This is a genomic window from Streptomyces bungoensis, assembly GCF_001514215.1.
Classification (GTDB): Bacteria; Actinomycetota; Actinomycetes; order Streptomycetales; family Streptomycetaceae; genus Streptomyces; species Streptomyces bungoensis.
In genome coordinates this window covers 16,165-38,841 of the sequence record NZ_KQ948882.1, presented here as the reverse complement: position 1 = coordinate 38,841, position 22,677 = coordinate 16,165, and the positions used below count along the sequence as shown (strand labels likewise).

Sequence of the window (22,677 nt, the reverse complement as noted above, 5' to 3'; positions counted from 1 at the left end):
GTCAGCCCGGCAGGTGAGCCTTACATGTAGTAGCTGGCGGCCTTCCGGTCGCCGCCCTGGTAGTCACCGCCGGCCGCGTGCACGACCTTGCCGATGGCCATCAGGGCCTCGTGGATGCCCTGGGCCTCACGGTCCCAGGCCGCCTGCTGCTCGGCGTACGCGGTGTGGGCCTCGCCCTCCCACATGCTGGCGACGCCGGCGACCTTGTGCTTGATGGCCTCGAGGCTGTCCTCGAGCCGCTTGGCGTGGTCGGCGAGCTTGGTGGCGGTGTCGTCGAGACCGGAGTAAGTGACCTCGAGCTCGCCGTTGTTGTTGACGCCCATGATTGCTCCGTTGTTCAGAAGTTGTGGCTGGCCTGGTGGGGATCAGAGGCTGGAGAGCGCCGAGTGGGATCCGCCGAAGTCCACGTCGATGCTCTGGACCTGGGCGCGGACCTCGTCCTCCGTGCCGTCCTTGATCTTCCGGGTGTTGGTCATGGCCTCGATGAACTTGGCCAGGATGTTGCCGATGCGGACCATGCGCTCGTTGATCTCGGTCTGCTTGGCGTTGAACGCGCCGGCGCCGATGCCCTTCCAGTGGCCCTCGAGGCTGTCGATGATGGCCTGCAGTTCCTTCAGCTGGCCCTTGATGCCCTCGAAACGGTGCAGAAGCTCCTTTTCGAGGACGATGATGTCCTTGTCACTTACCTTCTGGCGCTGCGCCATTTCCTTGCCTTTCGTTGTGAACTGACCTTGCCGGGCGCTGAGTCGGGCGTCAGCACTGCTGGCAAGCGGACACCTGATCGTTCGGTGAGCGATCAGGTTTGCGGGGGAAGCGGTCAGGTGTTTCGACGTGCACGCAGCACGGCGATGCCGGCGCCTCCGAGGACGAGTACGGCTGCTGCGGCACCGATGATCACCCAGGTTCGGGTGTTGCTGTCCGAGCCGGCGTCTTTCGCGGCGGCGGAGGTGGGACCGGAAGAGCCGCCGTCCTTCGCCTGCTTGCCGGAAGAAGCCGTGGCCGAGGGTGCGGGGGTGGCCGCGGTGCCGTCGGAGTTCTCGGCGGCAAGCGGGTCGACGTCGGCCGGACCCGGGTCGATGTCCTTGTTGATCAGTACCCGCCGAGGTCGGATGCCGCCGTAGCCGAGGTACGTGCTGGGCTTGTTCTTCGGCCAGGAGCGGCCGGCGGTGTCGATCAGGGTGCGCAAAACCTGGTTGCCCGTCCAGGTGGGGTGAGCGGACCAGACCAGGGCGGCGGAGGCGGAGGCGATGGCGGAGGAGGGGCTGGTGCCCCCGGTGTCGCAGTACGCGGTGAACCTGCTGTCACACCAGGAGGGGATGTCCAGGCCAGGGGCTGCGACGTCCACGTAATCACCGTGGGTGGAGAACTTGGCCACCGTGCCGCTCTTGTCGAGCGCGGCGACACCGATCGCGTAGGGGTAGATAGCCGGGTAAGAGGGCGTGTTTCCGTCATCTCCGTCGTTGCCGATGGAGACGAACATCAACTTTCCCTTGGATGCCGCGTACTTCATGGCAGCCTTGACACCGTCGTCGGGGGCGACACTACCGAAGGACATGTTGATGACCTTGGCATCGCTGTCGGCGGCCGCTCGGATCACCGCGGCTTCGTCGGGTGTTTCCCTCTCCTCCGCACCCTTCAGTCCCTTGAGTGCGATACGAAAAGGAATGACCTTCGCCCCCGGAGCAAGACCCCTGATACCACCGCCGGCACCTGTACCGGCGATGATCTCAGCCATGGAGGTGCCGTGCCCCGTGTAGTCCTGGGTGACATGGTAGGCCACGGATTTGGGCACTTCTCCGACAAGCACTTGGCCCTTGAGGGAGGAGGTTGCCGGGTTGACCCCGGTGTCGATCACGGCAACCTTCACCCCCTTGCCCGTGCTGATCTTCCACATCTCCTGGGCGCCCATCGCGTCCAGGTACCACTCCTTCGGCTGCTCGTCCGCAGCAGCGACTCCCGGAGCAAGCGCGGCCGATGTGACGACCAATGCACCGAGTGCCGAGAACACAGCAGACAGCCGTCTTGTCTTGTGCCTCGACAGGAGGGCGGTTTTCATGCCGCGCCGGCGGGTCCCTGGCTTCATGCCTGTGTACGTCCTCGTTCGGGTTCAGTCGCTCTTCTGTGACGCGTCGCGCCGCTGCTTCTGGGCCCGGCGGCGATGTTCCTTCTCGGTCGACTCGCCGACGCGACCGGAGCCGCCCTCCGGCCCTCGTCGGTCACCGACGACGCCACGGCCGAGGCCGGAGTCGCCGCCGTGGCCCGCAGAACCCTCCAGGGGCGAGGCGGCAGTGCGCGGGGCTCCGATCACGCCTTCCGGGTTGGCCGCAGAGCGCAGCACCTCTTGCGCGTTGCCCGGTTCCGCCTTGGCGGCGGGTGAACCCACGACCCCTCGCCGGCCGGCACTGCCCTTCACCGACGTGGGTGGGACCGGTTCCTCGGCACCGACGACCGTACCGCGCGGCATACGCGAGCCGGGGCCTGCACCGCTCGGACGACCGGTGACAGGCTTGCCTCCCACGACTCCGTTACGCGCCGGACTGCCGGGACCGGTGGCTCCGGTACGCCCGGTCGGCGTGTTGACAGGTCTCGGCGTGCCGCCGGTGACACCGCGGCCGAGGGGCGAGCGCTCCGCCTGCGTCGCCCCCCTCATACCCGGCTGACCGGTCGGAGTCGCGCGCCCTGCGGCACGGGCCGCCTGCCCCATCGGGCCCTGCGGCACTCGTCCACTGGCATTGGCACGTCCGGTCTGCGCTTCAGGCTCCTGAGGCACTCTGCCAGCCCCCTGGGGGAGCCGACCGCTCGAGGTACCGGACGGGCCGGTACGACCCTGCGGGGACAACGGCAGCCTGGTTGCTGGGCCATAACCGGTGGAACGCCCGACGGTCGGCCCGATGGGAGGCGTCACCGGGCCCGGGGGCAGCGGAGGCGTGTGCCCGCTTCCTCCGCCTGTCGTCGGAAGAGTCGGCGTCGGAGTGGCGTGCGGTGCGGGCGTCGGAGGCAGGGTGCCGACCGTGTTGATCTCCGTACCGACGTCGTGACCGTGACTCGTGACGGGGTTGCGCGGCTCTTGGTGCGGCGCTACATGCCCTGTGGCATCTGCGCTGTTCGGTACGACCGTCGTGTGGTGCCCCGTCGGGACGTCTGCGGAGAGTGCGGTTCTGGGTGACGACGGCGATACCGGATCGTACCGCCGATACTTGTCGTAACCGTCCCCCTTCGGCTCGGGAACTCCGACATCCGTGATGGGCTTGAGCGGCTCCGGCTCCTTCTGCTTGCCCAGGTCCGTCGCCGCGACCTTGTAGTACGAGGCCAACCGGTTCATCTGGTTGATGGCCTCTTGGCGGTTCTTCTCGACCTTCACCGCGGCCACGTAGTCCGGGTTGTCGTCGACCTGCTTGGCTTTCGGCAGTTCGGTGGGCTTCTTCTGCTCAGCGGCCGGCCGGGTGTCCCTGGGCGGCATGGAGATGCGGGCGGAGGCGAGTCCTGTGGCCGCCACGGAGAGGTGAGTGCCTGCCTGGTCCGCGTAGCCCGCGAGGTGGTGGGTGTACTGGAGCAGTTGCTGCGTCCAACCGTGGAAGGAGTCGGCGCCCTGGCCCTCCCAGTCGACCTTGAGGTGCTGCTCCAGCTCCGTCGCGGCCTTGCGGATGTCCTTGCCGGCGTCGAACAGAGCCTTGCTGGTCAGCTCGAGGTGTTCTGGGTTGGCATGCTCGACCAGGTCGATCATGTCATTGAGGCGGTGGTCCTCGAAGTTCGTCGATCCGACGAGGTTGATCCGGAAACCGCCGAAGAACGGCATGTTCGCCAGCATGTCCTGCGCGGCCGTGATGGGCTTGACCTGTGTGTCGACCGTCTTGTCGACCTGCTGCACGTCGGACTTGTACTCGGGCTGCTTCTGCCAGTCGTCGCTCACGAGAAGTCCGCTCCCGTCGACTTGTTGTTGCTGCGTGCCGGATGGGGAGTCGCCGGCTTGTCAGCGGTTTCGGCCCTCTCCACTTCCTTCTGGTACTCCGCGTCGAGCTTCGCCCTGATCTCGTAGAACCGGCGCCGGACCTCTTCCTCGGTCATGTCGTAGGTGGTGTCGGCGGCGTGCGATGCGAGCTGCAGGGCCTGGATGTGCAGGCCCAGGGTCCGCGAGAGGTGGACGAGGCGGGAGTGGACGGTTTCGTACGCGGTGTGCAGGTCACCCGCCTCATCGAACTTGGCGTTCGTGCCACCGAACGAGGCGCGGCCGAGCTGCTGCTGCGCGATCCTGGACGGGCCACCGTGCCCGTCGTCGAAGTCGGCCAGCACCGCGTCGAGTTTGCCTTTGAAGTCCTTGAGCGCGTCGATGCCGCGCCTCATGCCCGAGCCGCCACCGCCACTCACCGCGACCCCTTCCCCGTTCCCCGTTGGTACAGCTGCCGAGGGTCGAGCGGTGCTCCGTCCCCCGGATCCATCGCCGACCACTGTAGTCACTGGGCAAATCGCGGCCAACTGAACTCTGCGACAGTTCAGTTGCAATGGTGTCCCGATGCGATCGGCTCCGCGGCGGTCTGTGGCAACAAGGTGGTCGATAAAGACAGAAGCATCCCGACATCTATGCAGAAGATTCACATTCACCCGGCGTGCTGCATACTCCGCGCCCTCGGGACCAGGACTTTGCAACCACAAAACCGGTCGGTGGATGAGCAGCCCTTGATTGCCGAACAGTTCGACCGCCGTCCCGTGCCCCCGGGACCAGTGCTAGCCGGTGCGCTCCAGTGACGTCAGCGATCGGGCCGCGGCGCCGACGCCACCTCCCGTGAATCTTCACAACCAACAGTCGACACAAAGCAGACATGGCACAGTTTTGTGTTGGCCGGGGTTGCTAATTTGACCGACACCGGATCATCCGCGCGGGGGAAGGGGTCCTTCCATGGCATGGGACGAGTGGGAGCAGATCAAGGCCGCCCGGGCGGCCGGACCGAAGTCGCCTCACATGCGCCTCAATCATGTGCCGGCGGATGACGGAGGCGGGGGGTCCGGGGACCTGGTGGTGTACCAGGACGACCTGGGCGCCGTGGGCCACGAGGCCAACCTCCTCTACGACGACGTGAAGAGCCAGGCCGACATCGCCGCGGCCGGGTCCGGCACCGGCTCGACCATGCAGGCCGCCGCTGCTCTGAAGTCGCACGGGTTCCAGACGGGCGGTGCCCTCGAGACCACCGTCGAGATGTGGACCTCGCAGGTCAAGGCCGTGTTGCAGGCGTGCGCGCACATCTCCGACCACCTGAACTACACCAAGAAGCGGCATGCGGAGGACGACGCCGAGATCGGTGCTGTGCTCCGTGGCCGTGACGGCTCAGCCGTGTCCGTGTCGCAGCTCAACGAGTACTTCAAATAGGGGAACCTGCGGTGGCTCTCACATTCACGGACCTCGTCGAGGTCGACCTCGGCAAGCTCGCGACCGCCGTGTCGGACTGGAAGAAGGCCGTCGACGGCCTGAAGAAGTCGGCGGAGAGCGCTCGTACGGGGATGCAGGCCAAGTCGGACTCCGCGCGTTGGGCCGGCGTGAACGCCACGGTGACGCGCGAGTTCGTGGCCAGGACGGCCAAGGAGATCGCCGATCTCCACACCGAGGCCAACAGCGTCTACCAAGTGCTCGAGGACGGACACACCGAGCTGCAGAGTCTGCAGAAGCAGATGATCACGGCCGTCCAGGACGACGCCGCGAAGCTCGGCATCCGGGTGCAGGACATCGGCGAGGGCAAGGTCCGCTGCTTCTTCCCTCACGTGCGCGGGGACACCGACGAGCGCACCCGGGATCAGCTCGACGGCAAACAGGCCTTGGAGGACCGGATCAACCGGATCCTCGCCCATGCCGCCGAGATCGACGCGTCGGTCGCCCGCGCACTGGCCAGGAGCCATGGGAACGACCCCTACAACGCGGGTCACAGCAAGTACGAGTCGCTGAACGACGCGGAGGTCGAGCGCGCCCTGGAATTGGCGCACAAGGGCGACAAGATGTCCGACGCGGAGCTGCGCGAGCTGAACCGGCTTCTGCGCTTCAACTCCGCCGAGAAGGATGGAGAGTTCGCCACCGAGTTCTACCAGGGACTCGGCGGGCCCGAGAAGGCGCTGCAGTTCTACGCGGAGATGTCGATCGACGGCACCGGCGGCGACGCGACGAAGACCCGGCTCGACGCGGTGCGGGACCTGCAGAAGGTCATGGGGTACACACTCGCCAACGCCACGGACCCGGACCACACGCACCATCTGCCCGACAGCTGGGGCGCGGAGTTCCGGCGCCTCGGCACCCAGCAGATCGGGTGGGAACCGGGGCAGTGGAACAAGCCGTACGGCTACCAGGTGCTCGGTGGGCTGCTGCGGTACGGCAACTACGATCCACGCTTCATCAATCCCATCGCGGAGCACATCACCCAGCTCCACAAGAAGGACCCGTACTTCTTCCTGTCGAACAAGCCTGACGGCAGCCCGGACATCTACGGGTTCAACCCCTCCGGCAAGCTCGGCTCCGGGAACGATCCTCTGAACAGCGTGCTGGAGGCGCTGGGGCACAGCCCGGAGGCCTCGGAGAAGTTCTTCACCCAGCCACCGACCGCGTACAACGAGGACGGCACGGTCAAGAAGGACGGCAAGCTGGGCTTCGACTCGTATCTCGACCTGTTGACGGACAAGAAATTCGAGTGGACGGCTGATACCAACAGCGCGAACATCCTTGCCGACGAGGACAGGGCCAAGACAATCATGGGCTACGGCCCTGATGCTCTCGGCCATGCCCTGGAGGCGGCGACCACCGGACTCCCCTACGGAAGCGATGCCGTGTCGCCGCCCCACTCCAAGGAGGCGGCCGACATCTACCACAAGCTCGTCGAGCGGTATGGGGCCAGCCCCGAGGACCTGGACGACTCCCCCATGCGCGACAGCCTTGGAAACATCACCGCCGACTACATGCGGGATGTGCAGGGGGCTTTCATGGGAGACGGCGGGAACGTGGCGGGGACCCACGGGGCCAGCGCGCACCTTGGCAATTTCGATGCCGGGAGCAATCCCGAAGGGCTCTCACCCGGTGTACTCAAGAACTTCCTGGGCGCGGTCGGCAAGGACCCTGACGCCTACGGGGCCATCATCACCTCCCAGGAGTCGGTGACCACGGATCTCGTCAACGACGCGTTCCACCATGCCGACCGGTACAAGGAGTTGGCTCCGGAGATCGCCAACCGGGTCAACGCAGGCGGTGAGATCGCCGGCATCATGGCCGAATCCCGCACACAAGCCGTCGTCGACGAGAAAATCGCTTCGGACGCCGAATTCAACGAAGGGGTCGCCACGGCCGACAAGTGGGCCGGGCGCATCATCGGCATGGGGATCGGAAAGATTCCGGTGGGTGGCGAGGTGGCGGGTTGGGTGGTGGAGGACATCCAGGAGTCGGTCGTGGAGAACTTCACCAGGGATTCCACCCCCGAGGCTCTCAAGGACCGGGATGCCTTCCTGGAGCAGCAACAGGCCAGTTCGGCGCAGGCCATCTACGATGCCACGTACACGGCGGCCAAGGAAGCCGGCTACGACGACGTGAACGCACAGAGTCAGGCCACAGCAGCCAAACGGGAGATCGAGGACTCCTACGGCTTGGGGCGCCAGAGAGCAGGAAGTAGCCACTCGTGAACATGACTGAGAAAGCACGTCGGCGATTCACGATGTGGATCGCGGTGGCCATCGTCGGGGTCCTCGCTGTGGCCGGATTGGTGGCCTGGCGATTCTGGCCGGCCGGGGAGTCCGATGTCGCGGTACCGGCGCGTGTGTGCGACAACGCCCTTCCAAGATCGGATGTCAAAGCACTCCTTCCGGCCAGGGGGAAGCCGTTCTCGGAATGGCACACCGGCGTCTTCAACCCGGATGAGCCGTACGTCAAAAAGGTGCCCGGCACGTGCAAGGTGTACGGCGGCGGCCAGTCGGTGACGATCAAGCACGGCCTTTACTCGGGGGCGGGTTACACCATGCAGGACGTAGCTCGAGACGCACATGCTTCCGGCGCCACCGAGATCACTCTCGGTGAGGCCAAAGGGTTCCATAACGGAGATACCACCTCCCTTTTTGCCGCATGTCCTTCCGAACAGTCGGACGGTAAGACGCTGGTCGAAGTCGATGTCACCTACCGGAAGACGACCGATCAGGCGGTAATCCGGAAGATGGCCTCGCTCGCAGCGGACACGCTCCGGCTCGAGGCCCGGAAACTGTGGGCTTGCGACGGCGCGAACGACCTGCCGAACGGCCGACCCCTTATCGGCTGAAGGCGAGGAAGCACCCGGATGCGCGTCGGTACCCCCGCCGTAGGGCGACATTTCATGGTCGTGGTCGGACTCACTGTGGAGAAGCGTGAGGCCGATGCCTCTGTCCGGGACGTGGCCATGCACGACGTGCGAGGTGGTGCTCTCCGTCGAAAGGGAACGCGTCAGCACCGGGCGCTCCGCCTGGAACATCGCGTCGTACGACCACGGCATCGGTCACGTGAAGACCGGAGACCGCGACGCCGTCGCCTACGCGGATCGGGCAGCGGTTTCCGTCGTTCCCTGTGCCCGAAAGGGTGACCGCGACGAAGCCGTCAGTACGTACGTCATCACGGTGAAGTCAGGACGTGAAGACGAGTCCGCCATGCACAGACTGATCTCCGGTTACACGGCGGCACTCAGGAAGCAGCACCCCTGCTAGGAGGCGAAGCCGGCGTCACACCCCACCCCCCACAACCCGCCGCCTCCGCCGCGCGTCCCGGAGGGCCACCGCTCCGCCGCTCAGGGTCGCCACCAGGGCGGTCACGCCGATGGCGACGTAGGTGGCCAGGCGGGCGTTGTGTTCGGCGGGGGTTTCGCCGAGGGTCAGCTTGGCGGGGGTGGGGGGCTCCGCGTGGGTGAGGCCCTCGTCGGGGTGGGGGGACTCGATCGGGTGATCGTCCTCCGTGAGGGCGCGGACCGGGTCCACCACGCCCCAGCCGACCCGGGGGTCGTGGCCGGTGATGGAGCGCTCCGCCGTCTGCTCGATCTGGGCGACGACCTCGCGGGGCGTCCACCGGGGGTGCTTGGCCTTGACGAGTGCGGCCACCGCGGCCACGTACGGGGCCGAGAAGCTCGTGCCGTTGTCGGAGCAGTGGCCGCCCTTGGGGACGGTGGAGACCATGTCGACGCCGGGGGCGGCTACGCCGACGAAGTCGCCGGACTGGGAGAAGGCCGCGCGCTCGTTGTTGCGGTCGGAGGCGGCCACGGCGAGGACGCCGGGGTAGGAGGCGGGGTACGTGGGCTTGACGTTGCCACCCATGCCGCCGTTGCCCGCCGAGGCGACGACCACGACGCCGGCCGCCAGGGCCTCGTCGACCGCCCGGTGCAGGTACTCCGCCGGTGCAACGGCGTTGGCGGTGTCCTGGGAGATGTTGATGACCTGGGCCTTGGCCTTGACGGCGTACCGGATCGCCTCGGCTAGGGTGGCGGCCGTGCCGTGGCCCTCCGCGTCGTTCTGCTTGATCGGGATGATGGTGGCCTCGGGGGCCAGGCCGACGAAGCCGGTGCCCTTCTCCGGGCGGGCGGCGATGATGCCGGCCACCCGGGTGCCGTGGCCGACCGTGTCCGTCGTGCCGTTGGCCTTTCCGCGCTCGAGGGGCTGGCCCTTGCCGTCCTTCTTGGGCAGGAGGTTGGTGCCCGAGGAGGCGTCCACGGCCTGCGTCAGCTGCGGGTTGGCGGTGTCGACGCCGGTGTCGATGACGGCCACCCGGACCTTCTCGCCCTTCGACTGGCTCCACAGCTCGTCCAGGTTGACGCGCTGCAGGGCCCAGGGGGTGCCGGTGTATTTGTGGTTGGTCCGCGAGAACGTGCACTGGTCGGAGCCGGAGTCGGCCGCGGCCGCGGGGGCCGCGAGCAGGGTGGCCGTCGTGGCCAGCACCGTCGCCAGGGTCGTGCGGGCGAGTGTCGTGCGGGGGCGGGGCCGCTGCGGCATCGGCACCCCTCTCACGAGCCCTGCGGCTGGCGTGCCGCCGAGGTCGACAGGCGGGGGCCCGTCGGCAGGAACTTCGACCAGGCGAGGGGAATGGGCGCGGGGGCCACGTCGGCGTAGCCGAGGCGGGTCTGCGCCAGCTTGGCCTCCTGCTGCAGCTGCTGCCGCTGCTTCGGTGTGATGCCGACGCCCTTGTCGTCCTCGGTGGCGCTGTCGTCGTTGGACTGCAGGGCGTAGCGCAGGCCGGTGTCGGTGACCAGGAAGACCGGGCCGGCCTGGGTCTCCCTGCCCTGGAACTGGCGGTAGAGCTGGCCGGAGCCGGCGGTGACGTACGCGCTGGAGGAGCCGGTGGGCAGGACCTCGGGGAACGCGGTGCCCGCCCAGGTGCTCAGGGTCGTGCCGCCGTTGCCGGAGTCGACGTGGAGCAGGAAGTTGCAGACGGTGTTGCGGCTGCCGGCGGCGGTGGAGGCCTGGTTGACCGCGCTGGGCTTCCGGGTGGGCCACCGGTACTGGGCGGCGAACGGCTCGCCGGCGTCGAGGGCGCCCGCGCTGACCTCCTGGGGGTGCCCGGCCTGGCCGAGCTTCACCAGGTCCTTGCTGGCGAGGAGCAGCTGGGCCACGAAGTCGGAGATCGGGGCGACCCGGCCGGGCAGGACGACGTAGGACTTCTCCTTGTTGCCGACGGGCGCCCTCAGGACCATGCCGACGCGGTCGGCCCGGTCGTCCAGCTGGCCGCCGGCGTGCGCCGGGGCGCCCGGGACGCCGGTGACCGACGGGAAGCGGATCGGGTCGCCCTGGTGCAGGGTGTCGATCCACTCCTGGGTGACCTGCTGCGGCTTGGGGTCGGTGCCCACGAGGGTCTGCAGCAGCAGGCTGTCGGTGGCGTCCACCGGGTAGGCGCGGCCGTACGCGTCGACGACGTACTGCTTCCCGTCCGGCGTGGCCACGTGGAGGAGCTGGCCGCCGCGCAGTGTCCGGTCGGAGCCCTTGAGCTTGTCCCGGTCGCGCTTCGCCAGGACGAACGCGGCCTTCTGGATGGAGCTGCCGCTGCCGCTGGGGCGTTCGCAGACGGCCCACTGCTTGGCCTCGCCGGCCTCCTTGCCGGAGGGCAGCCGGTCGGGGGCGTAGGGGATGCCGATGGTGACGCCGTGCGGGATCTTGCCGTTGTCGAGGATCGACTCGTCGACGGTGACGACGTCGACGTCGCTCTGGCCGTCGAGGACGAGTTTGGCGGAGGCCATGTTGAGCACCGGGTGGAGCTGGGCCTTGCCGTTGGTCTTCAGCACCACGTACCGGGTGGTCGACTTGCTGGCGATGATCACCTTCTGGCCGGGGGCGTCCCAGCCCTGCGGGGCCGTCGGCTTGAACATGCCCCAGGCCCCGAAGGCCGCGAGGACGACCACGCCGACGATCGCGCCGGGCAGGACGGCGCGCAGCGGCCGGGGCGCCCCCTCGTCGGAGGCATCCGGTGACGACTGGACGAAGGACGCGAGCATGCGGCGCTTCGCGAAGGTGTAGGCGTTGAGTTGGTCCCGCCGAGATGCCATCTGTGCCCGTTTCTCCCCGTGTCTCACGCGCAGGGCGCCCGGGGAAACCCGCTCCCCCGCCCTCCGTTGTCGGACCCGGCCCCTACTATGCCTGGTACGGGACGGGTCCTGTGGAGCGGGTAGGGTACCGGGGCCTTCCAGGGTCGGGTGCAGGCGCGTGGTTCCAGCGAGTTGTGAGCAAATCGGGGGGATGGAGTGATGGCTTCGGGAACGCGGACCCGTTCGCGCGGCCGGGCGGCGGCGCAGGGCCGGGCGGAGGCGCCGGCGGCGGCCCCGCGTGGGGCGTCCGAGCGGCGTTCGGCGCCGCGGCAGCCGGTCGCGCCCGGGCTCCGGTCCCGGCCGGGGCAGGCCGGTTCGTTCCGTCTGCAACGGCTCGTGCTGGTGGAGATCGCGGCCGCCGCGCTGCTCGTCGGATGGGCCGTCGGGCCGATGGCCCTGATACCGGCCGCGGTCCTCGCCGTCGCCCTGCTCCTGGTCGCCTTCGTCCGGCGGCGGGGCCGGACGCTGCCCGAATGGCTGTCCACCGCACGCGAGTTGAAGGCGCGCACGCGCCGGGCCGCGGCCACCCCGATCCCGCCGGGGACAGAACCGGCCCTGGTGCCCGCCCTGGAGTGCGAGCCCGCGCTGCGGACGTACTCGTACGGGGCGCGGGACCGGCGGCCGGTCGGGATCGTCGGGGACGGCACCTTCGTGACCGCCCTGCTGCAGGTGGAGGCCGACGCGACGGCGCTGCGGGCCGAGCGGAGCCGGCAGCCGCTGCCGCTGGGGCTGGTGCGGGACGCGCTCGAGGTGGACGGTGTCCGGCTGGAGTCGGCGCAGATCGTGCTGCACACGCAGCCGGCGCCCGCGCTGCACCTGCCGCAGCAGTCGGTGGCGGTCGCCAACTACGTGCCGCTGCAGGAGCAGACGGGCGCGCCCGCGGTGCGCATCACCTGGATCGCGCTGAAGCTCGACCCCGAGCTGTGCGCGGAGGCAGTGGCGGCGCGCGGGGGCGGGCTGACGGGGGCGCAGAAATGCGTCGTGCGGGCGGCGGACCATCTCGCGAGCCGGCTGACCGGGGCGGGGTTCCGCGCCCGGGTGCTGGACGAGGAGGAGCTGATCGCCGCGCTCGCCACCTCGGCCTGCGCCAATCCGCTGGTCACCGCCGAGGCGGGGCGCAGCGAGACGCGGGAGCGGCGCACGGAGGAGTCCGGGCGCAGCTGGCGGTGCGACAACCGGCGGCACACGACGTACTGGGTCCGGCGCTGGCCCCAACTGGGCGGCGAGCGAGGCGAGTCGCTGCCGCAGTTCGTCGCCCGGGTCACGGCGATACCGGCGCTGGCCACCACCTTCAGCCTCACCCTGGCGCGCGGCGAGCGGCACGAGGTGTCGCTGTGCGGGCATCTGCGGGTGACCGGCCGCAGCGACGACGAACTGGTGGCCGCGCGCCGGGCGCTGGAGTCCGCGGCGCGGCAGGCCGGGGCCGGGCTGGCCCGGCTCGACCGTGAGCAGCTGCCCGGCATGCTGGCCACGTTGCCCCTCGGAGGTGCGCGGTGACGACCCTGTCCACGACGACGCCGGCTTCGGCCGCTGCGCGCCCGGCGGGCGGCTCCGCGCTGCGGCGGGCCGGTGAGCGGCTGCGGAACGGGCTCGGGCTGATCGGCCCCCGGCACGGACGGCACGGGCTGCCCGTGCAGCAACTGGACGCCCTCGCCCTGCCCATCGGGGACGACGGGGTGGTGGCCGGGGTGGACGCCGAGGGCCAGCCGGCCGTGCTCGGCATCAACCGGCCCACACCGTACGACGTCGTGCTCATCGGCGGCCTGTGGACGGCGCAGGTGCTGGCGCTGCGTACGGCGGCCACGGGGGCGCGGGTCGCCGTGGAGACCGGCCGGCCGCAGGCCTGGATGCAGATGGTGCACGCGATGGGTGGCGGGCAGAACGGGCTGGCCGTGTACGACGTGGGCCGGGTGCCGCCGCAGGGCGCGTCGGCCGGTACCCCGATCCTGGTGGTGCGCGACTGCGGCATGCGGCCGCCGCGCGGGCGCACGGTGTCGGGGCCCTGGCAGTCCGTGCTGACCCTGCTGCCGTACCTCAGCCCGGTCGCTCCCCGGCTGCTGCGCCAGGCGCGGCTGGCCGGCATCCAGCGGGTCTCGCCGGACGAGGCCGCCGAACTGGGGCGCACGATGGGGCTGTCCCGGGCCGAGGTGGAGTCGTTGCCCACGCTGCCCGACGGCGTCACCCTGTGGTGCACCGACCGCGACCGGCAGTACGTGATGACCCAACCCACGGACGCCGAGATCGGATTGCTGGGCACGCCCCGGCGAATGGACTGAACCGCCCCTTGCCGTCCGCTTTGTTCGGCGCCCGCCCGTCACCCGGACGTGGTTCGTGCCGGGTTGGGTCACGTGTCGTGCCGCTGGGCGCGAACGGAGAGGCGGGCGGGCCTGCCGAGGTGTGCCTCGTGGTGATTAGGCTGGGTGCGGGCGCGATGCCACTGCCCGTGGACCAGGCGTCGTCGTCCAGGGGGAGGACCGGTGGACCGGACCGCCTCGCACGACCACGGACGACGTGAACGACACGACATGGTCGCCCCGGCACGGTGAGGGTGCTCGACCACATCAGGAGGAACTGTGAGCAGCGATCGGGACGGGATCCGCGGGGGCTGGGCGACACCCGGCGATGACCAGCCCGACGCGGAGTCGGCCATCGAGACCACCGGCGAGTTCACCATCGACTACGCCCCGCCCGCCTGGTACACGCAGAACGCGAACGGGACGTCGAGCGGCTCGGGAGCGGTGGTGGGCCAGGACTCCTCCGGCGCCGACGGTGCGGCCGCCGGCCCCGACGGGCGCGGTACGCCGGGTGGTCCGGGGGCTTCCGGTGCCTCGCCGTTCCCGCCGTTCCCCCCGTTCCCCCAGGGGGCGCCCGCTCCGGGGCCGACCCCGCCGCCGCAGACCACGCCGGCTGCCGGTACGGCGACGCCGGGGGCTCCGTTCGGCGCGCCTCCGGCCGTGCCGCCGACGCCCGCTCCCCCGGCGCCCGCGCCGGGCACGCCGTTCGCTCCGCCCGCGCCGCCGACCGGGAGCCCGGTTCCGGTGCCGGGGCTGCCCCAGGGCTTCGAGCCTCAGGAGCAGGCGTCGGCGTCGGCCGAGCCGTCCCGGCAGGAGGCCCCGGCTGCGTCCGCCGCCGTACCGGAGCCGGAGTCGGGCAACGGGGACCTGGAGAGCGGGGCGACCATGCGGTTCTCCGCCGTCGCCCTGAAGCGCGAGATGGCCGAGATCGCGGAGCGCGAGGCTGCCGCCGAGAAGGGTGCCGAGTCCGAGGGCGCGGGTACCGGCTCGCCGGCGGGTGCGGATTCCGGCTCGTCCGACGGTGAGGACCAAGGCGTGGCCGCCACTGCCGGGGACGCCCCGGCGGACGAGGCGGAGGAGGCTCCGGCGGCGGACGGCTCCGGGGAAGCCGGGTCCGTGGACGCCGCGGCTGCGGAGGCCGAGGGTACGGACGCCGGTACGACGGTGTCCTCCGAGGCTGCCGAGGAGGTGGCCGGGGCCGAGGTGGACGACGCCGAGGAGGACGAGCGCGAGGTCGGCAGCGCTGCCGAGGCCGAGGGACCGGCGCAGGCCGAGGCGGACGCCGCGGCACAGGACGGCGCGCCGCGGAACGCGGCCCCGGCCGCGCCCGCGAACCCCCAGGACGCGTCTCCGCCCGCCTGGACTCCCCCGCCCGCCCCGCAGCACGGGCTTCCGCCGCTGCCCCCCTCCTACCAGCCCGCCGCCCCCGCTCCCGCGGCCCAGTGGCCCGGGCAGCCGCAGCAGCAGCCTCCCGCCGTGCCCGGCCCCGTGGGCGGGCCCGGGCAGCAGCCGCCGTTCCAGCCGCAGGCACCGCAGCCCGCGCCCGCCGCCTGGAACCAGCCCGGGGTGCCGGGCCAGCCCGGCCAGCCCGGCCAGCCCGGCCAGCCGCAGCCTCCGGTAGGCCCCGGCGTGCCGGGTCCCGCGACCGGGCAGCCCACGCCTCCGGCCCCGGCGCAGCAGCCCTACCCCAACGCCCCGATGCCGCAGAGCGGTTACGGCTTCCCGCCGGGCAACCCGGCCGGCCCCGGCCCCCAGCCCGGCGGATACGGATTCCCGCAGCCGGGCCCGCAGCCGGCACAGCAGCCGGGCCAGCAGCCGCACGCCAACGGCCCGACGACGCCGGGTGGTTACGGCTTCCCGCCGGGTGCCCCAGGCGCTCCGGGCACTCCGGGCAACCCGCCCGTCCCCGGCCCGCAGCCCAGCGGATACGGATTCCCGCAGCCGGGCCCGCAGCCGGTTCAGGAGCCGGGCCAGCCGTCAGGCCACCAGGTGGGCCGGCAGCCCGCCCCGACCTCCCCGGCCGCGCCCGGTGGTTACGGCTTCCCGCAGCAGCCGGTGCAGCAGCCGCCGGCTCCGCAGCAGCCGGAGGGTGGTCCGGGCGGCCAGATGCCGCCGGCCGCCGTCGATCCGCGGGCCGGTGCCGCCTGGCCGCAGCCCATACAGCACGACCAGCGGCAGCCGACCAACCCGGGGGCCGCGCCGCTCGGTTACACGGCGGCCGTGGAGCTGTCCTCGGATCGGCTGCTCAACAACAAGCGGCAGAAGGCGAAGAGCGGCCGGCCCGCCGCCGCCGGGTCCCGGTTCAAGCTGGGCGGGAAGAAGGAGGAGGCCGAGCGGCAGCGGAAGCTGGAGCTGATCCGCACGCCGGTGCTGTCGTGCTACCGGATCGCGGTGATCAGCCTCAAGGGCGGCGTCGGCAAGACGACGACCACCACCGCGCTCGGCTCCACCCTCGCCTCCGAGCGGCAGGACAAGATCCTCGCCATCGACGCGAACCCGGACGCCGGCACCCTCGGGCGCCGGGTGCGCCGGGAGACCGGGGCGACCATCCGCGACCTCGTCCAGGCGATCCCGTACCTCAACTCGTACATGGACATCCGGCGGTTCACCTCGCAGGCGGCCTCGGGTCTGGAGATCATCGCCAACGACGTCGACCCGGCCGTGTCCACCACGTTCAACGACGAGGACTACCGGCGCGCCATCGACGTGCTCGGCAGGCAGTACCCGGTCATCCTCACCGACTCGGGTACGGGCCTGCTGTACAGCGCCATGCGCGGCGTGCTCGACCTCGCCGACCAGCTCATCATCGTCTCCACGCCGTCGGTCGACGGCGCGAGCAGCGCCAGCACGACGCTGGACTGGCTGTCCGCGCACGGGTACGCCGACCTCGTCTCACGGTCTCTCACGGTGATCTCCGGGGTGCGCGAGACCGGCAAGATGATCAAGGTCGAGGACATCGTGTCCCACTTCGAGACCCGCTGCCGCGGGGTCGTCGTGGTGCCGTTCGACGAGCACCTGGCCGCCGGTGCCGAGGTCGACCTCGACATGATGCGGCCGAAGGTCCGCGAGGCGTACTTCAACCTCGCGGCCATGGTCGCCGAGGACTTCGTACGGCACCAGCAGTCGCACGGCCTGTGGACCAGCGACGGCAACCCGCCGCCGGTCGCCGCCCCGCCGATGCCGGGCCAGCCGTACTCGCAGCAGGGACAGCCCTACCCGGCTCAGGCCCCGCAGCCCTACCCGCCCCAGCAGGGCCAGCCGTACCCGTACCCGCAGGGTCCGGGTCAGCAGGGTCCGGGGCAGCCGGGTCCGGGGCAGCAGCTGTACGGCCAGGGGCAGCAGCCGTACCCGCCGCAGCAGCCCTACCCGCAGGGCGCTCCCGCTCAGCAGCCCTACCCGCCGCAGCAGGGGCAGCCCCCGCAGGCTCCGCAGCCCCCGCAGGCTCCGCCCCAGCAGTAGGACGGACGGCACGACGAAGGGCGGCCGGTGCTCCTCGCACCGGCCGCCCTCGCGCGTCCTCGCTCCGGGTGGGTGGCGGAAGGACCTAGTCCTCCGTCGCCACGATCTCCCGGCACCGCTTGACGTCCTCGGCCATCTGCTCCAGCAGGGCCGCGAGCGTGTCGAACTTCGCCTGGCCGCGTACGAAGGCCAGGAAGTCGACGGCCACGTGCAGGCCGTACAGGTCGAGGCCGACGCGGTCGATCGCGTACGCCTCCACCGTGCGCTCGGTGCCGTCGAACTGGGGGTTGGTGCCGACGGAGATCGCCGCCGGCATGGCCTCGCCCTGCGCGTGCAGGTAGCCGGCGTAGACGCCGTCGGCGGGGATCGCGGTGTGCGGGAGCGTCTCGACGTTGGCCGTCGGGAAGCCCATCTCGCGTCCGCGCTGGGCGCCGCGGACGACCACGCCCTCCACCCGGTGCGGGCGGCCCAGGATCTCGCGCGCCCCGGCCACGTCGCCCTCGGCGACCAGACGGCGGGTCAGGGTCGAGGAGAAGGGCTCGCCGCCGCCCGCCTCACCGGTGACGTACAGGTCGACGACCTCGACCTCGAAGTCGTAGATCTTGCCCTGCTCGGCGAGGAACTCCACGTTCCCGGCCGCCTTGTGGCCGAAGCGGAAGTTCGGCCCCTCCACGACCGCCTTGGCGTGCAGCTTGTCGACCAGCACCTTGACGACGAAGTCGGCCGGCGACAGCTTGGAGAACTCGGTGGTGAAGGGCAGGACGAGGACCGCGTCGACGCCCAGGCCGGCCATCAGCTCGGCGCGGCGGTGGTGCGGCGCGAGCAGGGGCGGGTGGCTGCCGGGGCGGACGACCTCGCTGGGGTGCGGGTCGAACGTCACGACGACGACCGGGACGCCCAGCTCGCGGGCGCGGTCCACGGCGTGCGCGATGATCAGCTGGTGGCCGCGGTGGACGCCGTCGTAGGAACCGATGGTGACGACGCTGCGCCCCCAGTCCTGGGGGATGTCCTCCAAGCCACGCCAGCGCTGCACTGTGACCGCTCCTCGAACCCGTGTCCGTGTCTACCGTTGACCTCTTGTGCAGGTCTAAGGGTGCCATGCCGGGTGCGCCGGGCCCGCATCGGCACCGTCGTGGGGGCTGTGACCGGGCGCACGTCCCGGCTGCCGGGGCGGCTCAGGCGGGTACGCGGGGCCCCGCCAGGTTCTCGATCATGCGGCGGGCGCTGGGGCCCACCACCGCCGCCCACCCCTCCGGGTCCCCGGTCAGCCAGCGGGTCACCCGGGCGGCGAAGCGGGGCACGTGCCGGGCCAGGTCGACGAGGGCCCAGTCGAAGCGGGTGGCGCCCTCGGGGGTGCGGACCAGGAGGAGTCCGGTGCGGTGCACCAGGTCGCGGAGACCGGCCTCCCGGTCGTCCGCCGGCTCGTCTCCCTCCTCCTGCCGCACCGCCGTGCGCAGGACCGTGTCCAGGACGGCCGGGTCCTGCTCGTGGCTGAGGAGGAAGTCCAGCAGCTCGCGGCGCAGCGGGCGGGACACCGGGGCGCCCGGGGCGGCCAGGACCTCGGCGAGGGCCGCCCGGACCTCTTCCGGACCGCCGTCGAGGAGGCCGGTCACCAGGGGCTGGAGGACGGCGCGGGCGGTGGGGCCCTGGTCGAGGCGGCGGTCGGCGTACGCGGCCACATGACCGGCGATGTCCGGCCGCAGCACCACCACCTCCCGGACGAGGGCGGCGATGCGGCAGGCGAGGGCCGGCCCGGTGATCCCGGCGAGCGTGCGCAGCGCCTCGCCGGCGTCCGGGCCGCCGGCGAGCAGGCGGGCACGGAAGGCGTCCAGGACCGGGTCGGGGTGGGTGGCCAGCGCCGGTACGAGGGCGTCGGACGGGAAGCGCGGGTCGCCGGTGCGGAAGTGGTGCAGGGCCTCGATGAGGTACCGGTCGCGGGTGTTCGGGTCCCGGACCAGCAGGGCGAGGGCGCCGCCGTGCAGGCTCCGGTCGGCGGGGCGGGCGAGCAGGGTGAGGGCGGCGTAGCGCAGCAGTTCGCGGTCGGCCGCCGAGCGGACGTGCGGGGCCGCGCGCAGGCCGGACGTCACGGCGGCCACCCGGCGGGCGGGCCGCTCGTCGTGCGCCCAGCGGTCGACGGCCCGGCACACGGCCGGCGGCTCGTCCTCGGCGAGGACGGCGAGCAGTTCGTCGGCCCTCGGGTGCCCGCTCTGGACGAGCGCCTCGGTGAGGTCGTCCAGCGCGCCGTGCCGGTGTGTGTGCAGCAGCGCCTGGGCTGCGGTCGCCACGGTGGCGTTCGGGGTCGCCGGCAACGGCCGCTCGTCGTCGAACCAGCGGATGAGGTGCGGCTGTACGGCACCGGGCGCGCCGGCGAGCAGCCGGGCCACGGCGTCCAGGTACCGGCCACCACCGGGGGCGGTCTCCGCGGGACGGGCGGACGCACATGTGAGGGTGCCCGCGCCCGCGCCGACACCGGCGCTGGCCGGTTCGCCCGGGCGCGCGAACGGTTCGCCGGTCCGGTCGACGGCCGCTACGCAAGCCGGCCTCACGTCAGCGACCCGGCCGACGGGTGCCCCAGCGGCCAGACCCGCGTCATCGCCCGGACCGCGCGGTGCTCCCACCACCGGACCCGTGTCGCCGCCCGGGCCGCGGGGCGCTCCCTCCACGAGACCCGCGTCATCGCCCGGGCCGCGGGGCGCTCCCACCACCAGACCCACGTCATCGCCCGGACCGCGGGGCGCTCCCACCACCAGACCCACGTCATCGCCCGGGCCGCGGGGCGCTCCCACAGCCACCTGCATGCCATCGGCCCCGCCTCGGGGTGCCCCCACAGCCACGTACACGCCATCGACCGGGACCCGGGGTGCTCCCACGGCCACGTGCACGCCATCGACCGGACCCCGGGGTGCCCCCACAGCCGCCTCCACGCCACCGCCGCCCCGCTCGCCGGACCCCACGGCAGCCTGGTCCACGTCCCGGCCCGAGCGCCCGGCACCCCCGCCGCCCCCCGCCGCGGCCGTCTCCGCCGGTGCGCCGTCCGCCAGGACCAGCTCTCGCAGCAGATCGAAGCGGTCCGTCTCCGGGACGGGGAGTGCCAGCCAGAAGGAGGGGCCGAACTCGGCGGGTACGGGGCGCCCGCCGCGGCGCCAGGTGACGACCTGGTCGGCGAGGAGGCGCAGCACCTGGGTGTACGGCGTCGCGTCCGGGAGCTGGAGGAGGGTTCCGGTGACGAGGCGGGCGGCCCACCAGGAGGTGGGGTCCTGGTCCAGGGCGTCCACCAACTCGCGCAGGTGGGCGCCGAGTCGGTGGGGGCCGTGCTGGCGGGCGAGGAGGAGCAGGGACTGGACGACCGGGCCGGCGCGGTGGTGCGGGACGGGGAGCGGGTCGGCTTCCCGGGCGGTGACGGGCCGGTGGACGAGGGCGTGCAGGGCCTCGTCCAGGTCGAGGTGCGTGCCCTGGATCCAGTCGGCCAGTTCCTCGTGCGCGAACCGGTACCCGGAGCCCGCCTTGACCAGCAGGCCTTCGGCGAGGACGGCCGAGGCCCAGCCGGAGCCGCCGCCGAGCCGGGCCGGGGCGGCCCCCGGTGGGAACACCGCCTCGAAGGACTCCCGGTCCAGCTCGCCCTGCCCGGGACCGAGGCTGCGCCGCGCGGCCTCGTGCACCTGTCCGGCCACACGGGCGGCGAGCCGCCGTACCGCCGTGCCGCGCTGTCCGCTCCCCTCCGCGAGGCGGTGCGCGACGCGCAGGCACATCAGGTCGAGGTGGGCGGCGAGGACCTCGTGCCGGTCGACGGGGCCGGTGAGGGCGTCGTCCGGGAGGGCGGCGCGGACCTCGGCGAGGAGGCGCAGGGTGAGCGGGTGCCGGGCGTCGTGGCCGGTGAGGATGTGGTCGGGGATGGAGTAGGCGGCGCGGGCCCGGTGGGCCTCCTCGGGGGTGAGGCCGTCCAGCCGCACGCACGGCGGGAGGGCGCCGGCGGTGTCCGCCGGGGTGTGGAGGAGGTCCGCGGGGAACGCGGCGCCGGCCCGCTCCCAGTACTCCTCGCGGCAGGCCACCACCAGCCGTGCCCCGGTCTCCCGCAGCCACCGGGCGGTTCCCGCGGTCCACTCGGGCAGCCGGTGGCCGAGGGCCGGCGGCATCGCCTCGGGGCCGTCGAGCAGGATCAGCAGCGGGCGGCCGGCGCGCCGGGCGAGGCCGGCCACCCGCTCGGGGGTGACGTCCCCGAGGTCGGCGGGGTGCACGGAGCGGGAGGCGGCGACACCGCGGGCGGCGTCTCGCAGGGCGCGCCGGACGGCGTCGGCCACGCAGGCGTCGGCCTCGCACAGGTCCGCGCCGCGCAGCCACAGGGTGGGGGCGGGGCGCTCGGCGCGGAGGCGCCGGGCGGCGAGGGCCGCGAGTTCCGTCGTACGGCCGCTGCCGGGGGCGCCGACGAGGCCGAGCACGCCGCGGTCCCCCTCGGTGAAGGCGGTCAGCTCCGCGACGACGCGGACCCGTTCGACGGGCTCCACGGGGCGGGCTCCGACGGTGCCGGCCTGCCCGGTCAGGGCGCCGGGCGGGCCGTAGCGGCCCACGGAGGCCGTGGTGAGCTCCAGGACGCCGGCCGGGTTGAGGTCGGCGCCGTACGCGGGCACGGTGGCCGCGTTGCGGGCGAGCAGGTCGGCCAGCGGGCCGTCGGCCGGGCGCAGGGGCACCGCGAAGCCGGCGTCGCGCCGGGCGGTGTGCAGGGCCGTGCCGAGGATGCCGAGGACGGCGCCGGTGCGGGCGTCCAGCACCGGTCCCCCGGCCGCCCCGCCGCCGAGCCTGAGCGCGTCCTGGCCCGCCGTGCCGATGGCCAGTTCCAGGGCGTCCTCGACGAGGTGGAAGCCATCGGTGGCGGTGTACGTGACCTGGGTGGCGGCCAGCACCCGGGCCTCGCGCCAGCAGCCCGCCGCGAGCCGGACGTAGCTGCCGGCCTCGACGCGGTCCCGGACGGTCAGCGGCAGGGGCGGCAGGCCGAGGCCGTCGGTGCGGACCAGGGCCAGGTCGTGCGCGGGCAGCGGCGTGACGGCGTCGGCGCCGACCACGCAGGTGCGGTCCCCCGCGGCGTGCAGCACCAGCCGGGCGAGCCCGTCGACGGCCTCGTGGCTGGTGAGGAGGGTGCCGTGGTGATCGGCGAGGAAACCGACACCGCGGGGGCGTCCGGCCAGGTCGCGGATCTGGACGAGGACGTCGGCGCGGGCGGGATCACCGGCGGGGGGCTGCGGGCCGGTGGGAGCGGGAGCGGTGGGGCGGCGGGTGGCGTGCGGTGCGGTGAGGTCGCCGAAGACCGACCGGGTGCGGCCGAAGACGCCGGTACGCCCTGCCTCGCCGCTCCGTTCCGCCATTGGCCGTACCTCCCGCCCGTGCCC

Annotated in this window: 16 protein-coding genes; 7 read left to right on the top strand and 9 right to left on the bottom strand. The window is 72.2% G+C overall.

Annotated elements, in window-relative coordinates; translation table 11 throughout:
* Positions 1–20 precede the first annotated feature (20 nt).
* The 5 genes from AQJ66_RS35315 to AQJ66_RS35295 all read right to left on the bottom strand — a co-directional run bounded on the left by AQJ66_RS35315 (position 21) and on the right by AQJ66_RS35295 (position 4,365).
* Positions 21–323 (bottom strand): WXG100 family type VII secretion target, encoded by a 303-nt coding sequence (locus AQJ66_RS35315; RefSeq protein WP_061930602.1) that lies wholly within the window; start codon positions 321–323, stop codon positions 21–23.
* Between the two features lie 42 nt (positions 324–365).
* Positions 366–704, bottom strand: a complete 339-nt coding sequence (locus tag AQJ66_RS35310; RefSeq protein WP_061930599.1) for a WXG100 family type VII secretion target — start codon at positions 702–704, stop codon at positions 366–368.
* Positions 705–817: 113 nt separating this feature from the next.
* Complete coding sequence (locus tag AQJ66_RS35305; protein ID WP_079060605.1) at positions 818–2,056, bottom strand: S8 family serine peptidase; 1,239 nt, start codon at positions 2,054–2,056, stop codon at positions 818–820.
* 51 nt (positions 2,057–2,107) lie between these two features.
* Positions 2,108–3,910 carry a collagen-like domain-containing protein gene (locus tag AQJ66_RS35300; protein WP_061930593.1) on the bottom strand — a complete coding sequence of 601 codons (1,803 nt, stop codon included), beginning with the start codon at positions 3,908–3,910 and terminating at the stop codon, positions 2,108–2,110.
* The gene (locus AQJ66_RS35295) at positions 3,907–4,365 is read right to left on the bottom strand and encodes a hypothetical protein (protein WP_061930590.1); all 459 of its coding nucleotides are present in this window, start codon (positions 4,363–4,365) and stop codon (positions 3,907–3,909) included. Before AQJ66_RS35295 ends, AQJ66_RS35300 begins: the two co-directional genes overlap by 4 nt.
* A gap of 529 nt (positions 4,366–4,894) precedes the next feature.
* Between AQJ66_RS35295 and AQJ66_RS35290 the strand changes: the two genes are divergently transcribed.
* From AQJ66_RS35290 to AQJ66_RS35275, 4 genes are all read left to right on the top strand, one after another.
* A complete protein-coding gene (locus AQJ66_RS35290; RefSeq protein WP_061930587.1) occupies positions 4,895–5,362 on the top strand; it encodes a hypothetical protein in 468 nt (155 codons plus the stop codon).
* Between the two features lie 11 nt (positions 5,363–5,373).
* Positions 5,374–7,644, top strand: coding sequence for a hypothetical protein (locus AQJ66_RS35285; RefSeq protein WP_061930584.1), 2,271 nt, complete (start codon positions 5,374–5,376; stop codon positions 7,642–7,644).
* Positions 7,641–8,270 (top strand): type II secretion system protein, encoded by a 630-nt coding sequence (locus AQJ66_RS35280; RefSeq protein WP_159052691.1) that lies wholly within the window; start codon positions 7,641–7,643, stop codon positions 8,268–8,270. The genes AQJ66_RS35285 and AQJ66_RS35280 overlap by 4 nt, the downstream gene beginning before the upstream one ends.
* Before the next feature lie 133 nt (positions 8,271–8,403).
* Positions 8,404–8,688 carry a hypothetical protein gene (locus AQJ66_RS35275; RefSeq protein ID WP_061930578.1) on the top strand — a complete coding sequence of 95 codons (285 nt, stop codon included), beginning with the start codon at positions 8,404–8,406 and terminating at the stop codon, positions 8,686–8,688.
* A gap of 15 nt (positions 8,689–8,703) precedes the next feature.
* Here AQJ66_RS35275 and mycP read toward each other — a convergent pair whose 3' ends face one another.
* Both mycP and eccB read right to left on the bottom strand, forming a co-directional pair.
* Positions 8,704–9,960, bottom strand: coding sequence for a type VII secretion-associated serine protease mycosin (mycP, locus tag AQJ66_RS35270; protein WP_061930575.1), 1,257 nt, complete (start codon positions 9,958–9,960; stop codon positions 8,704–8,706).
* Between the two features lie 11 nt (positions 9,961–9,971).
* The gene (eccB, locus tag AQJ66_RS35265) at positions 9,972–11,504 is read right to left on the bottom strand and encodes a type VII secretion protein EccB (protein ID WP_061930571.1); all 1,533 of its coding nucleotides are present in this window, start codon (positions 11,502–11,504) and stop codon (positions 9,972–9,974) included.
* Positions 11,505–11,702: 198 nt separating this feature from the next.
* Here eccB and eccE point away from each other — a divergent pair, with 198 nt between their 5' ends.
* From eccE to AQJ66_RS35250, 3 genes are all read left to right on the top strand, one after another.
* On the top strand, positions 11,703–13,040 hold the full coding sequence (gene eccE, locus AQJ66_RS35260; RefSeq protein ID WP_079060604.1) for a type VII secretion protein EccE: 1,338 nt from the start codon (positions 11,703–11,705) through the stop codon (positions 13,038–13,040).
* Entirely contained in the window at positions 13,037–13,819 is a 783-nt protein-coding gene (locus tag AQJ66_RS35255) for a hypothetical protein (RefSeq protein ID WP_425264329.1), read from the top strand. The genes eccE and AQJ66_RS35255 overlap by 4 nt, the downstream gene beginning before the upstream one ends.
* Before the next feature lie 297 nt (positions 13,820–14,116).
* The gene (locus tag AQJ66_RS35250) at positions 14,117–17,296 is read left to right on the top strand and encodes an SCO5717 family growth-regulating ATPase (protein WP_061930568.1); all 3,180 of its coding nucleotides are present in this window, start codon (positions 14,117–14,119) and stop codon (positions 17,294–17,296) included.
* 85 nt (positions 17,297–17,381) lie between these two features.
* Here AQJ66_RS35250 and AQJ66_RS35245 read toward each other — a convergent pair whose 3' ends face one another.
* The gene (locus AQJ66_RS35245; RefSeq protein WP_061930566.1) at positions 17,382–18,329 is read right to left on the bottom strand and encodes a bifunctional riboflavin kinase/FAD synthetase; all 948 of its coding nucleotides are present in this window, start codon (positions 18,327–18,329) and stop codon (positions 17,382–17,384) included.
* A gap of 142 nt (positions 18,330–18,471) precedes the next feature.
* Positions 18,472–22,653, bottom strand: coding sequence for a serine protease (locus tag AQJ66_RS36730; RefSeq protein ID WP_244163029.1), 4,182 nt, complete (start codon positions 22,651–22,653; stop codon positions 18,472–18,474).
* Between the last annotated feature and the right edge of the window lie 24 nt (positions 22,654–22,677).

Bases quoted from the DNA above. Each gene is read 5' to 3' on its own strand.
- AQJ66_RS35315 (WP_061930602.1), bottom strand. From the start codon at position 323: ATGGGCGTCAACAACAACGGCGAGCTCGAGGTCACTTACTCCGGTCTC.
- AQJ66_RS35310 (WP_061930599.1), bottom strand. From the start codon at position 704: ATGGCGCAGCGCCAGAAGGTAAGTGACAAGGACATCATCGTCCTCGAA.
- AQJ66_RS35305 (WP_079060605.1), bottom strand. From the start codon at position 2,056: ATGAAAACCGCCCTCCTGTCGAGGCACAAGACAAGACGGCTGTCTGCT.
- AQJ66_RS35290 (WP_061930587.1), top strand. From the start codon at position 4,895: ATGGCATGGGACGAGTGGGAGCAGATCAAGGCCGCCCGGGCGGCCGGA.
- mycP (WP_061930575.1), bottom strand. From the start codon at position 9,960: ATGCCGCAGCGGCCCCGCCCCCGCACGACACTCGCCCGCACGACCCTG.
- eccB (WP_061930571.1), bottom strand. From the start codon at position 11,504: ATGGCATCTCGGCGGGACCAACTCAACGCCTACACCTTCGCGAAGCGC.
- eccE (WP_079060604.1), top strand. From the start codon at position 11,703: ATGGCTTCGGGAACGCGGACCCGTTCGCGCGGCCGGGCGGCGGCGCAG.
- AQJ66_RS36730 (WP_244163029.1), bottom strand. From the start codon at position 22,653: ATGGCGGAACGGAGCGGCGAGGCAGGGCGTACCGGCGTCTTCGGCCGC.